The sequence below is a fragment of the Candidatus Dependentiae bacterium genome, from assembly GCA_035445995.1.
Taxonomy (GTDB): Bacteria; Babelota; Babeliae; order Babelales; family Vermiphilaceae; genus DAOMRS01.
Genome location: DAOMRS010000001.1, coordinates 865,135 through 878,873, shown reverse-complemented (window position 1 = coordinate 878,873; position 13,739 = coordinate 865,135). Strand labels below are relative to the sequence as shown.

Annotated in this window: 13 protein-coding genes and 1 tRNA gene; 5 read left to right on the top strand and 9 right to left on the bottom strand. The window is 36.7% G+C overall.

The window, feature by feature from the left end; translation table 11 throughout:
• Window positions 1-3 precede the first annotated feature (3 nt).
• The gene (locus tag PK943_04230) at window positions 4-1,227 is read right to left on the bottom strand and encodes a type II secretion system F family protein (GenBank protein HRN78422.1); all 1,224 of its coding nucleotides are present in this window, start codon (window positions 1,225-1,227) and stop codon (window positions 4-6) included.
• 126 nt (window positions 1,228-1,353) lie between these two features.
• Here PK943_04230 and PK943_04225 point away from each other — a divergent pair, with 126 nt between their 5' ends.
• Window positions 1,354-2,295: a hypothetical protein gene (locus tag PK943_04225; GenBank protein ID HRN78421.1), complete on the top strand. Its 942-nt coding sequence runs from the start codon at window positions 1,354-1,356 to the stop codon at window positions 2,293-2,295.
• Here the strand turns inward: PK943_04225 and PK943_04220 are convergent.
• From PK943_04220 to PK943_04195, 6 genes are read right to left on the bottom strand one after another with little or no spacing between them, the layout of a single operon-like run.
• On the bottom strand, window positions 2,279-2,791 hold the full coding sequence (locus PK943_04220; protein ID HRN78420.1) for a hypothetical protein: 513 nt from the start codon (window positions 2,789-2,791) through the stop codon (window positions 2,279-2,281). The genes PK943_04225 and PK943_04220 overlap by 17 nt on opposite strands.
• A gap of 18 nt (window positions 2,792-2,809) precedes the next feature.
• Entirely contained in the window at window positions 2,810-3,376 is a 567-nt protein-coding gene (locus PK943_04215; GenBank protein ID HRN78419.1) for a hypothetical protein, read from the bottom strand.
• Between the two features lie 40 nt (window positions 3,377-3,416).
• Window positions 3,417-3,920, bottom strand: a complete 504-nt coding sequence (locus PK943_04210; protein ID HRN78418.1) for a hypothetical protein — start codon at window positions 3,918-3,920, stop codon at window positions 3,417-3,419.
• A 17-nt stretch (window positions 3,921-3,937) separates the two neighbouring features.
• On the bottom strand, window positions 3,938-4,450 hold the full coding sequence (locus tag PK943_04205; protein HRN78417.1) for a hypothetical protein: 513 nt from the start codon (window positions 4,448-4,450) through the stop codon (window positions 3,938-3,940).
• Between the two features lie 13 nt (window positions 4,451-4,463).
• Window positions 4,464-5,714, bottom strand: a complete 1,251-nt coding sequence (locus tag PK943_04200; GenBank protein ID HRN78416.1) for a hypothetical protein — start codon at window positions 5,712-5,714, stop codon at window positions 4,464-4,466.
• A gap of 20 nt (window positions 5,715-5,734) precedes the next feature.
• Entirely contained in the window at window positions 5,735-8,656 is a 2,922-nt protein-coding gene (locus tag PK943_04195; GenBank protein ID HRN78415.1) for a hypothetical protein, read from the bottom strand.
• A 244-nt stretch (window positions 8,657-8,900) separates the two neighbouring features.
• On the opposite strand from PK943_04195, the gene PK943_04190 reads away from it, so the two are divergent.
• From PK943_04190 to PK943_04175, 4 genes are all read left to right on the top strand, one after another.
• Window positions 8,901-10,448: a YifB family Mg chelatase-like AAA ATPase gene (locus tag PK943_04190; GenBank protein ID HRN78414.1), complete on the top strand. Its 1,548-nt coding sequence runs from the start codon at window positions 8,901-8,903 to the stop codon at window positions 10,446-10,448.
• Window positions 10,445-10,852, top strand: coding sequence for a 4'-phosphopantetheinyl transferase superfamily protein (locus tag PK943_04185; protein HRN78413.1), 408 nt, complete (start codon window positions 10,445-10,447; stop codon window positions 10,850-10,852). The genes PK943_04190 and PK943_04185 overlap by 4 nt, the downstream gene beginning before the upstream one ends.
• A 113-nt stretch (window positions 10,853-10,965) precedes the next feature.
• Window positions 10,966-11,042, top strand: a tRNA-Met gene (locus PK943_04180).
• 68 nt (window positions 11,043-11,110) lie between these two features.
• A complete protein-coding gene (locus PK943_04175) occupies window positions 11,111-11,692 on the top strand; it encodes a leucine-rich repeat domain-containing protein (GenBank protein HRN78412.1) in 582 nt (193 codons plus the stop codon).
• Window positions 11,693-11,710: 18 nt separating this feature from the next.
• Here PK943_04175 and PK943_04170 read toward each other — a convergent pair whose 3' ends face one another.
• Window positions 11,711-12,124 (bottom strand): NUDIX domain-containing protein, encoded by a 414-nt coding sequence (locus PK943_04170; protein HRN78411.1) that lies wholly within the window; start codon window positions 12,122-12,124, stop codon window positions 11,711-11,713.
• Window positions 12,125-12,133: 9 nt separating this feature from the next.
• Window positions 12,134-13,693, bottom strand: coding sequence for a murein biosynthesis integral membrane protein MurJ (gene murJ, locus PK943_04165; GenBank protein ID HRN78410.1), 1,560 nt, complete (start codon window positions 13,691-13,693; stop codon window positions 12,134-12,136).
• Window positions 13,694-13,739: the final 46 nt, after the last annotated feature.

Here is a 13,739-nt window from a genome sequence, read left to right as displayed (position 1 = left end):
TTGTTAAAACCCAGCACCACCAGCTTGACCCATCATATTCAATACTGGGGTCATAATTGATAACACAATTAAACCAATAAAAAGTGCAACCACAACCAACATTAATGGTCCGAGCGCACCGGTTAATTTATTAATTAATTCTCGCAACTCCTCTTCATAATTTTCTGCTACCGTTAATAACATGGTATCAAGCTTGCCTGTTTCTTCCCCTGTTTTTATTAAGTAGATAGCAACCGGTGGAAAGATATCTGTTTGTTTGAGGTACTGTGCAATCTTACCTTGCTTGATAATTTTATCACGTGCTTCATTTAGTGTATCGGTCAAAATGCGATTATCAATAATTGCAACTACTATATCAAGCGCATCAGACAAGTTTACCCCACCATTTAACAATAAGCCTAGCGTATAACTAAATTGTACCACTGCGCTTGTTTTTGCAATGTAACGAATCAGCGGCAAACGCAATGTTAAATTATCCAATGCACGCGCACCTTGTGGTGTTTTACGCCAATATTGGAATGCCCCTACCAAAATAATAAGAGCTATTAAAATAAGTAGATAATAACTTTTAACAAAGTTTGCAATGTTCATCATAAGCATAGTAATAGTAGGCAACGGTTGGTCTTGTGATGCAAGCCCTTCAGCAATACCGGGAATTACAAACACAATTAAGCCCACGACCACGAGTCCTGCAACAATTAATTGAATCAATGGATACCGAATAGCTCCAACCACTTGCTTTCTGATTTCTTCACGTCGCCCCAAATAATCGGTCAAACGGTCAAGAATAACCTCTAAATTACCACTTGCCTCACCGGCTTTGACTAATTGTACATAGATGGTTTCAAACACGTTGGGATATTTGGCCAAAGCATCTGCCAATGAAGAACCTTCTTTAACATCATCTTTTACATTGATAACAATGGTACGCAAACGACCTTCTACTTGGTCAATTAATAGTTCAAGTGCTTGTAATAACGGAACACCTGATTTTAATAATGTTGCAAGTTGTTTGGTAAATAGTATTTTTTCTTTGACGCTAACTGATCGTGTAAAAAATCGTCCAAACAAACCTTCTCGCGCACCTTCTTGTGCAGGTTCAATCTTAATGGGAAACAATCCCTTTTGAGCCAATTGTTCTCGCACAGCATTTGCAGACGGTGCATCAATAACACCTTTAATTTTTTTGCCGTCTTTGGTAAACGCTTGGTACGAATACAATGCCATAGTATAATATCCTTTTATAATAAACAGGCAATAAGAGCACAATCTATTGGCTGCACATATCATTGTATGTTATTCTTAACAGCATACAATGATAGTATTATTTTTTATACCATAAAGGAGTCATTGATGAAATCAAAAGCTCTCCTTGCATTAGTTTGCACGAGTATATCGCTATTTATCCACACACAATCAGCTGATGAATCTACCAAAATTCGTTCGTCTGATGTTACAGTAATTTTTAAGCAACTTAATAATCCGAATTTTGGCACAGATGTATTGCCACATAATTTTTCTTATTTAACCAATTTACTTGAATTTGGCAAAAATACACACAAAGGCCGTACATACATAGAACGCGTACTGCGCGTATTCAATCGACTTATTAAAGGAACTCCTTACATTAATGCGTATGCATTTTCTGACATGCTTGAAGTACTGCCCGGACTCCTTGAACAAGATTTTATTGCGCATAAATCAAAAGCATTTTTGAAAAACAGCTCATTATTAGATCTGGATATGTATGACCGATTCAAAGAATCAGTTAATAATGTACTTTATCACAATTTTTTGTCTGATTATGATGAGTTTAAAAAAGATCCCGATGATTTTCTTGCGGGCCTGACAACGCAAATTATTGATATTGTAGAAGAAGAAGTTAATATTGATCAATTGCGACATGTACTTCTACGCTTTTTAGAACTAGGCACTTCAAAGCTTGTATGGTCGCCCGAAGATCAAGAGTATGTTTGGACCTCTGTCAAAAAAATTTCCAATCAACTTGCCAAGTTAGTTGAATATAACGTATTGCAAGATCTTGATGACCTGGATGATATGTACTGGTCATTGATTCACCGGTTTTGTTTTTTTGTTGACATGACCCATACCTCACTAGACGTAGAATTCTACGATGCTATTCAACATGATTTAACCCGTGGCGAATTAACGCTTGTCGAGTTGGAAGAACAAGAAAGCTGGTTAGAAAGCAAAGAAGATTGCTTAACACGCACCATCAAAGCATCTAAGGCAAAAAAACTTGCGTATGATCAGGGTATTATTGCACGCACATAAGTGGTTTTAATTCTTGTTGTAAAATGCCAAAAAATTGCACAAATTCCTGCGTAATAGCAGGCCGCTCATCGGTTTTTTTAGGAAATTTTGTTTCTAACTTTTCTTTAAACACATCAAGCTCAACATACGGCAATCCCCATTCTTGTGCCTCTTGCTCTAGCTCTACATGCTCCATATACGTACACCCTATTTGCTTGATCCGCACATAAGCAACCAATTGATTCAGCGTTTTATAATATTCATCCAGTAATGTGTGATAATGTGCCGATATAGCCTCACGCAATAATGCCCGTATGTCTGCAAAAAAAATATGTGATTCTTGCTCTTGTTGTAATGCTTGGACATCATTCACTGCTAAATCATGCAATAAAGTATGCATAGATGGATCCAAGTTATGTATAAGATTATGTGCAAATTTTTTATGTAATGATTCAGGAAGCATGCCAACACATGAATTGACTACCGTTAATATAAATAACAATAACTGGTATTTCATACCTCTGACCTTTGGTATTTATTGTTGCAACAAACATAACATAATTGCATGTGCTTCTTGTTCAGCATTACCCATAGCAAATAATTGTGTACGAACTATAGGAGCATTGTTGCCAAACATTACATCTGCATAATCTTGACATTCTTGTGCATAGCAATGTTTTTTTAACCCCATGCGCTCTGCATATTCTTCTTGCGATAACATCTCAAGGTTCCAATCTGTTTCCCATGGATTGAGACCTTCTCCTTGTATAAAACAACCTTCAGACTTACGCAATGAACTATAAATTAAATTTTTAACCAGTTTTTCATAATTTACTATGAACCGAGCACGTTTTTTTTCTTCATCGGTATGTGGCTGGTTTATACCAACTCCCATAAACAACATAACCCCTGATTTATGAATCTCTTGTACAAAATTTGTAACTTCATTTTTTTCAAAACCACTATTCTCAAGTGTTTGTACAAAATCTTGCAGTAGTTGCGGATAAAAATCTGTTGGTAATGCAAGTTCTTTTTGAGATTGCATCCCATGTAGTTGAGTAAAAATCAGACATATTGCCAAAAATATCGTATTAATTTTCATATGATTTTCCTGTTATTTAGTTAAAAATAAGCTGTCACTTTTATTTCTGTAATAAATCTAACATAATTTTATGGGCTTCTTGTTCTATTTGTTTTGCAACTTGTTGTTTAATAAAATAATTTGCCACCCCTTGGATTTCCAAATACCTCTTGACTAACAATTCAAGGTTACTATGATATCGGAATAAAAAATTGTTACATTTTGTATCATAAAAGCTATTACCTACATCAATTGTATGTTCATAGTCTATCCCAAACTCAGGGTCACACTCATTAAACGTAAGTATAAATTTGCTTTTAGAATGTTGTTGTAAAAAGTCTATGTTGCCACACAATGATATTGGTATATCAAACTCCTGAATCATCTGCACAGTTTTTATTATGTTTTGTTTTTCAGCTGCATCTCGCAAAAATAAATTACTAACAAAGATTGCAAGCTCTTGTCGATATTCTTCTATTGGATATGCAAACTCTTGTTGTAATTCCATTGCATGTAGTTGCACAGCAACTAGAAATAAAATAAAAAATATATTTTTAATATTCATTTAATCTATATGTATTTTTATATATTTAATGATTCAAGCACCATGCTATGAATTTCTTGTTCTGTTTCCAAAGCTATTCTTTGCTTATTCAAATAACTTCTTTCTTGATCTGACATCTGTATTTTTAATGCTTCTTGTACCAAAGGCTTAAGTACAATCTGATACCTATTAAAAAAATCATAACAACTATCATCAAAAAAACTATCCGTTACATTATTTTTTATAGTACATGCCGAATCTAAATCAAATTCATAGTCTTCTTGAATAAATCGTAATACCTGTTTGTTATTATCAATATTTTGCTGAAAATCAATCTGTGTACACAATGCAAGTGAGATTCGGTGCCTCATAATCATGTTTATTGCTTTAATAAATTTTTCTCGCTGTGGTTTATACTGTACATGTGGCAATTTACTTATAAACATCGAACATTCATGTTTATACATTTTTAACTTTTTATCAGACTCCATAGCATATGTTTGCAAAATAGTAGTTATACTCAGAATAAGTAATATATTTTTTATGTTCATGTTACGTTTTCGCTTAAAAATCAACCGCCAATACTGTACCAACCATTCGCTCTAATACAACGCGCTTACCATTAAATGGTAGTCGTGCGTAGAATGATACATATGGTTTGACTCGTGCATCTTCCATATGTTCACTAAAATCATAATATGCATTCAGATATACTTGATGCGTAGTATAATCTTGTAAGTTTATTGCCGTATTTGCAACGTTGGGGTTAAAATCATTACATAGCAATGAAATTGTGTTTTCCCCTTGTTTAAAATACTGATAACCAACTTTAAATGAAGCACCACCAAAGAATTTATAAATATCAAAATACAAACTAAACTGCTGTGCCATACCAAAATCTGTATGTACTTCAGCTTTTTGTAATAACAATAATTCTGTTTGATCTACATCTGTTTTTATGCGATGTGTACGTATCTGATCAAAAACATGCGTTAATTGGACATCAACTCCTGCCTTGAAGTATTGTCCAAAGGTCAAATCAAGATTGAATGCAAAAATCAAACTTGCAGCACCATCATTACCAAACGGTAATGCAAATAATAGATCAGGATCCGAACGTTTTCCGGTTGGCATACCGAGCCCAAGCCGTGCATTGAGTAATACATTTTTCAAGAATGGTTTGTGTTGTTTAAAGTTTTTAAGCCATTCAATCATAAATACGACATCACCAATACCAGATCTACTCCAGGGCGTTAAATTTAAATCGCCAAGTTCTTTAACGGTAGCTGCCAAGTGGTCAGTCAAAAATTCTTTGACTCGTACATCTGCATCATCTTTACCATACGTCAAATCAGTCCAACATACACTGTTTAATTGCATACTATAAAATGGTATGTATACCGCTAAGGTAAAATGCTCATAAAACATTGCACGAGCTGCTAGGGCAAATGCATATTTAACATCAAAATTGCCATCGAATAACAAATGACCACGGGTACCGTTATCATTAGCATCTAATTTAGTACGCAATTGACCAATCTCAGAATTTGGATTAAAGCCATCGAGCATAGCCAATGCATTTTGCTCCACATTCCAAATACGCAACGGGTTCACGCTGTCCCCACTGGTATTAAATGCATGTGTACCAACACCACCTTCTGCATATGCTGCCACCTGCCACGTATGCGAACCAGTAAATGGCGGTCTGACTAATATATCATAGGGACGTAACAAGTTCATACTATAAACATTCGTATGAAGCGCACACACAAGAATAAAAATTTTAAATACGGTATTTTTTCTCACACAGATCATGTATATTCCTTGTGCTGTATTTATTCATTTATTTGTAAACCAAAATCACCACTTATGAGCCAACTACCTGATGCATATGAACGCAACATTGCACTCAGTTGACAACTACTTTCTATGGCGAGAGGTAAACTATCTTCAACTACTCCCACTTCTCGTCTACCACTTCCAGGTAACGCCGTACGCTGTGGCACACGCACTGACGGATTTACTACCAAATTACGATCTCGCGCTGCCATGTATAATGCACCATCAGTAATAAACAACAAACGCAATGCACCATAATTCATTAAGAATGAAAGTTTATCTTTGACAAATAAATCAGGAAGCGGCTGCATAGTATCATCATCAATAGCAATTCCTTCTACTGACTGAATGACATAGCGGTTGACTTGTGAATAACTTTTGCCACGATATGCACTGAGTACAAATAACTGGCCATAATCTCCGCGTGCTACATCTTGTGCAACACCAGTCTGACTCACTGCAACCAATTGTTGAATGGGGCCAATTTTTTCGGGTACTGCAACTTCAGTCCATAGCCCAATTCTATTTGTGGCACTTTGTATATTTTCGCCATTTGAAACTCTAAAAATTCCTGCACTCGTTGCAAGTACCGCAAACTTGTCTGAGACAATAACATCGGTCAATACATCACGCGTATTAAGTAATTCACCTGCAAGCGCAACAGTCACCGGTGTAAATTGACCCAATCCCGGATTACCTTGTGTTAGATCAATCCGATCCAATACTTGGTCTGTTAATATGTAGAGAAAATCTCCATCATGCATAATTTTACGCACAAATGAATAACTACCAAATTGCTTGAAAGACATGCCAGCACTCAATCCCGCAAAATCGGGACCAAGTCCAGTTGTTATATCCCAACCATTGCCATCCGCTGCAGACAATACTGCCACACCATGTGATCCACCCACAAATAACCATCCGTTAGTACCATCTGATGCTAATTCAGCTGCAATTATTGGTCCAATACCATCAAGAGCTCCACCGGATATACTCACTACTTTTGGATTATTTGCCGCAATTGGTAAGTTTTGAGTGATGGTACCATTTTGGAATGTGATATCTGCATTGAATGCACTACCAGTAATTGGACATAGCACACCATTTTCAACTTGCCCGGTTTGTGCAAGTACCACTTTTTCAAACCCTGTTGCAATTAAAAATGATGCATCGTGCACTGCTGCATTTGATGTATTGAATTCAAATAAACCTTGTATGCCTGCACCACTTTGTGGCAATGCAATACCAATAGCATTATTCAAAGGACGCAATCCATTGTCTGCACCATTGCCCCATTCAGTACGCTTGACATTAAAGGCAACCGATAAACCAAGATCTGGGTCCATAATTCCAGGTTGTTCCATATAAATAAAATTACCTTGTGGCGGATCAAATGCAAGTCCAAGTATTTGCTCAATAGTGCCTGCTACACGTTGCCAATTTGTCCATGCTTTTATTTTGCCAACATGATCAAAAATAGCTTGCGAGTAAAAAATGCCCGGTTTTTGATCTTCACTATCTGGTTCTCCCACTGATACAAAAACGGTATCTTCCCGCACAAATATTTGCGTTATATCACCGGCAGCAAGTTCGCCGCCTCCAACTAGTGCAGCAGGATCGGTAGAAATAGTCATATCGGCTTGTGTAGTTGCTTGAGTTGTAAAATTGCGCCCTAAAAACTTATATGGAATGGCTGTCGCAAAACGATCCACCGGATCACTGTTTTTATTGGCAATAGTACCATTATAAGAAGGATTATGCACACCACTAACTAGAGGTAATGCAAAAACACTGCGGCGTGTTGTATCACTTGGCGCACCATTGCCACCTACTACTAATAGATAATGTAAATTCGTACTAGTAAACATACTGTTTACCTGATGAATCGAAACTTGTGCACCTGCACCAACAGCACCAATTATTTTATTTTGTGCACCCGCAAAAACTGCATCGGGAGCTATCGGTTCCAATATCAATTGATGACATAATGAATCACGTATTTCATCATTGATTACAACTTTTTTCTTGGTTACTTGCACACGGCCAACTACTAATGCACGTGCTCCATCAGCACCTGCGCCTCCCGCAGTTACTTGCAATCCAATAAATAAACGTCCGAGTGTAGCATCCCAATGCATAGGAACCATCTGCCCCATGCTTGCCAAATTATTGTTAATTTTTACTGCATCAGTAGTAACATCTAATGCGAGCGCTTTTCGTGGCACAACATCAAAACTACCGGTTGGTGCATCTACCAACCCAAATACACGCAAATGATTATTACCTTCTTGCTGAATAGTCCCAAGAATAAACAATGCAATACCACTTCCTGCATCACCAAAATCCTGACTCATTGCATCACCATTTGGTTTGACAGCAGCAAAAGCATACGTTTGAGTTTGATCAGATAAACTTACAATGCCAGTAGTGGTCAATCCCATAGCATCAGGGATACCAGGAATACGTAATACTGCAATTTTATTAGGATTAATACTATCAAAGAAATAAATAGTAGATGGTTCATCTTGTGCAACAACAATTGGGTGGCCAACACCTCCAGTTGCATCACCAAAAATTAAGGTCATGAGTGAAATACCAGCATCATATAATGGATTTGGCGTATTTTGCACACCATTCAATTGCACAGTTTGCGGCGTAAGACCAACAAATTGCACACCATAATGAGGCACCTGAGAGATAGCAAAATTCTTCGATCTATCTAGCTTATGCTCATCAGGATGTGCCGCAACAAAAAAACTGCTATTGGTCGTATCGTACATGTGTTGCTGTAAGCCAAATGAAAAGCTAGGGCCTTCCGAGAGATCTCCTTTGATAGTAATGGCGCCATAATTAAATGCATGTGCAAATAATAAAAAAGAAGTAACAAGTGTGGTGATACGATTATGAATAATCATCATATACCTCTTCTCCTGTTTAAAATCATGATGTATACAGATGCTATCTTTTTAATCTGTAGAATATGTTAACAAGACAGTGTACGCCACTTGAGTAAAACTGTCACTTTTTAAGCACATTAAAAAAATACATTCTCTACATTATCAACTCAATTTATATTTCAAAATGTAAAAATATATGTTATATCTGTTTTTATAAGGGGTTTTATTTTACAACCATTACTTCATTAATGTAATTAGTGACATTATGCACGCAAAAATTTTTTCTGCTACCACTATTGGCGTAGATGCTTATTTAGTTCATGTAGAAACAGACATTGCTCTTGGTATTCCACGCTTTGATATCGTTGGCCTACCAGATACCGGTATTAAAGAAAGTAGCAAACGGGTACTTGCTGCGCTCAAAAATATTGGCATTCGTATGCCAAGTAAACGCATTACCGTTAATCTTGCCCCTGCAGATTTAAAAAAAGAAGGTACCCTATTTGATCTACCTATTGCCCTTGCTATCATACTTGCCAACAAATTTCTGGAAATACCAGAAGATGTTATTCAAGAAACATTATTTTTGGGTGAGCTTTCATTGGATGGCAATATTCGATTTATCAAAGGTGCACTTGCTATTGCTTATGATGCTAAGCGGATGGGTAAAAAGCGAATTATTTTACCTACTGCAAACGTATCTGAAGCTTCACTCATTGAAGGTATAGAAATTATTGGGGTAAATCATCTGACTGAACTTATTGCTTACCTGCGAGGTGAACACCATATAGCACCTGCAACCAGTGCATTTGCATCATTTATGGAATCGGTAACAAATGACACATCAATAGATTTTGCCCAAGTCAAAGGACAACAACAAGCAAAACGCGCATTGCAAATTGCTGCTGCTGGACGTCATAATATTCTGTTCATAGGCCCACCAGGTGCAGGCAAAACTATGCTTGCCAAACGATTACCGACCATTATGCCGCGCATGAACTTTGACGAAGTATTGCAAACAAGCAAAATATATTCGATAAGCGGCAAATTACACAAACAACCTCTGATTGCACAACGTCCTTTCAGAAGCCCACATCACACTATATCGCAAGCAGGGCTGATTGGTGGTGGCTCATATCCACAACCGGGTGAAATTAGTTTGGCACACAATGGCATTTTATTTTTGGATGAATTAACTGAATTTAAACGTGATACTCTTGAAGCTATGCGTCAACCGCTGGAAAACAAACGGGTACATATTTCTCGCGTACACCAATCAATTAGTTTTCCCGCATCATTCTTACTCGTTGCAGCGCTCAACCCATGTCCATGCGGTTTTTTGGGTGATAAAAAACGCACCTGCTATTGTTCACCACAACAAATCAGCCGATACTTGGGTAAACTATCCGGACCACTACTCGATCGTATCGACTTGCAAATTAATGTACAATCAATTGAGTATGACACTATAAAATCTTCTGATGGTCCTATACAAAGCTCCCAAGAACTATTTATTAATGTAAGTAAAGCACTTAATATGCAACATCAGCGCTTTAATCACGCAAATATGTATAATAGCTTTATGTCACCAGATCAGATTGAGACAACCTGCATATTAACAGCAGCAGCAGAAGAAATACTCAAAAAAGCATTCGACAAGTTGAACTTAAGTATGCGTGGATACCATAAGATTTTGAAAGTAGCGCGCACTATTGCCGATCTGGCAGAAAGCTCCACTATTGACGTGCCACATATTCAAGAAGCTATTATGTATCGCTCACTTGACCAACATCTGGAAAGACAACGCATATGATAGTTGGTATTGGCATTGATTCAGTAGATATACAGCGGTTTGCTCATTGGCATATATATAATCCACAGATATTACGGCGTATTTTTTCCGATCAAGAAATTGATTATTGCTTGCAAAATAATACAAAAAGCGCTGAACGCTTTGCCGTACGCTTTGCCGCCCGCGAGGCATTATTCAAGGCATTAACCATGCATGCACCAGGGCACAACATACCATTTTTAACATTATGTAGAGCAGTTTCAATTCAAAAGCATATGAATGTTCCAAGCTTACACATCAACTGGCCTACCATACAGCGATGGTACCCCTATGAACCAGTAACTCCTTTATTATCATTAACCCATACCCAACATATCGCCACTGCCTGGATTGTATTGCAAAAGCATGATAATTATCAACCCTAAAATCTCTTATTTTTACCCTAAGCGGGAAATATATGCTTCTTTAGGCCTTTTTGTTTGACAAAGCCCAAAAAGGGTATACTATTAAGGTTAAATAAGATTCTGAAATATTTTGCCGCGGGGTAGAGCAGCCTGGTAGCTCGTTGGGCTCATAACCCAAAGGTCGCTGGTTCAAATCCAGCCCCCGCAACCAAATTCTCAAGGGTATGATTCAATTCGTACCCTTTTTTGTTAGCTATCAATAAAATGTGGAGAAATCATATGAATTATACAGTAATCATTTTATGTTCTTTATTAGCATCACAAACATTATCAGCTATGGAAAATGTAGTATGGGTAGCAGGCGCAATACCTGTGTTGGGCAGTATATTACTACGCAAAAAACAATCTGAACAAATGCAAAGACATTCCCACAGCATTGCCGATCTTATTCACCAGAACATGATTCCCCTAGGATCAAAGTGGCAATTGCTTCAAGCAAAAGACCTGGTCAGTCTTGCCGGTATTGATAAATTATCTCACGTAAAAAATCTGGATCTGCGCGACAACAATATAGATGCTATTTCTAGTAATGATATTAACAAGCAACTTAGTTTAGAAAATCTTAATCTTGCTCATAATAATATTTCTCAGATACATACAGATATTTTTGTATGGTTACCACAATTAAAGCATCTTGACTTACGTGGCAACCCCATTTGTTTTGATGAAGTTAAAAAAGAGCAAATTCGCCAAGCTGTACCGGATGACTGTACAGTTGTTTTTGAAGATACAGTAGTGTCATTAGTTCATAGCAATTCATTTGAAGATGATCACACACTTTATTTTGAATACAACAAATAATATCGGACAATTGATATTCTACTCAACCTGGTAATTATTCGCTTTCTGCAAAACACTCTTCGCATTATCAAAGCTCAACCGCTTTATTGCATCATTAAAAGGTAACCAAATATAGCCACTATGTTCATGGGAAAGCATTACATCTTTTGTTTCTACACGACCCAAGAAAAAATAGACTGTTTTTTTGGTGAGTACACCATCAGCTTCTGTATAAACATATGAAAGTGATTCAGTAAATCCAGAAATCAACTCAGCGCTCAAGCCTGTCTCTTCTGCTAATTCACGTACTGCTGCTTGTTCTTTTGTTTCTCCTGCTTCAAGTTTGCCCTTGGGTAAATCCCAGTGCCCATGCGGATAGTACAATAACAAATATTCACGCATACCATTGTTGTCATAAAAAACTATGATGCCGGCAGATTCTAACTGTCTCATGTAAAAATCCTATTGCTCTAAAAAGTAAAGTTTAACTTTAAAATGTGTGCGCGACCACCAAAGCACATAAAAGAATGCAAGTGACAATGGCCCAACCCATATCCATAAACCAATATTTTCCAAGAAAAAATATGCAAAGGTCATTGGTAACCCTGCAAATAACCAGTCCAACGCATAGTACAATATGGTAAATGGTATGCCAACAATAATAATTTGTATTAAGTAATGCAATGCAAATATAGAAAACCGTCTAAAATCAAAAGATATATGCATAAGCTTCATCAAGATGATTACAAATAAAGCCGTACGAATTATTTCTGCAAAGCTTGTTGCTAATGCTAATCCGGTAAGGCCCCAAATATTGATCAAAATACTATTAAGTATCGCATTACACACCACAGAAATCATCGTAATACTTGCAGGTACCCATACACTATTTTTTGCATAATACATGCTTAATAAAATCTTATTAATTGCAAAGAAAAATAACCCAAATAGAAATGCACGTAAAATATATGCCGCTTGTACTACATGTACCATGGTAAACTTTTGGGAAAGAAACAACGTTAAAAATATTTTTTCGGCAAAAAAGAACATTAACACAGAAATCGGAATCATAACCCAGAATACTAACTTAGCCGCTTCAAGCACATACAATTTCAAGCGGCCAGGAGCTGCTAATGCTACACGAGAAAAATGTGGTAATAAGATAGTAGAAAGTGCCGCAGCAAAAACACCTAGGGGTATTCCCATAAATCGATTGCCATAGTTGATAAGCGAAATACTGCCAACTCCTAAATAAGAAGCAAATCGCTGATCAATAATAAGCCCAATTTCCATAACACTCATGCTAATAAAGCAAGGTAAAAACTTCACGACTACATGCGTAAATCTTCTTACATCTTCAATACGTATACCATCAAAACTAAAGTTTAACTTAAGATATATAATCAGATGTGCAAAAAACTGTATAAACCCACCGAACAATATAAACCAACAAAGCACTGTAACAGGTAATGCAAAGTAATTACAAATAAGAAGCGCGCTAATAAATACGAGATTAAGTAATACCGGAGCAAACGCAACAATAAAGAAATGATCAACCGCCTGCAATGCCCCTGCAAGCAATGCACTGCTTGAAATAAATAAAATAAACGGCATAAGAATCTTTAAAAAAGATATAGCTTTTGCAATTTGCTCAACCGGAAAACCGGGTGCAAATAAAGAGATAACCCAATCAGCTTGCCAAATAATTAATGCAGTCAAACATACAAGAAATCCCTCAAATGCTACAAACCCAAATGTCATTAATTGGCCAACTGATTTTTTGCCCGACGTGCGCATGGTCTGAATAATAGTAGGCACAAATATGGCAGATAAAGCTCCCTCTGCAAATGTTTTACGTAACATATTTGGAATTCTAAATGCAGTTAAAAAAGCATCAGAATCCATACTTATACCCAAATATTCAATCATCAACATCTCACGTATAATACCAAGGCAACGACTGAGTAAGGTGAATATGCTAAATTGTTTTGTTTTTTGTACAATTGCTTTGCGAGTAACCATGCCTGTCCTTTGCTAAAAAAGGTTATACTATGGGCATTTAAGTATA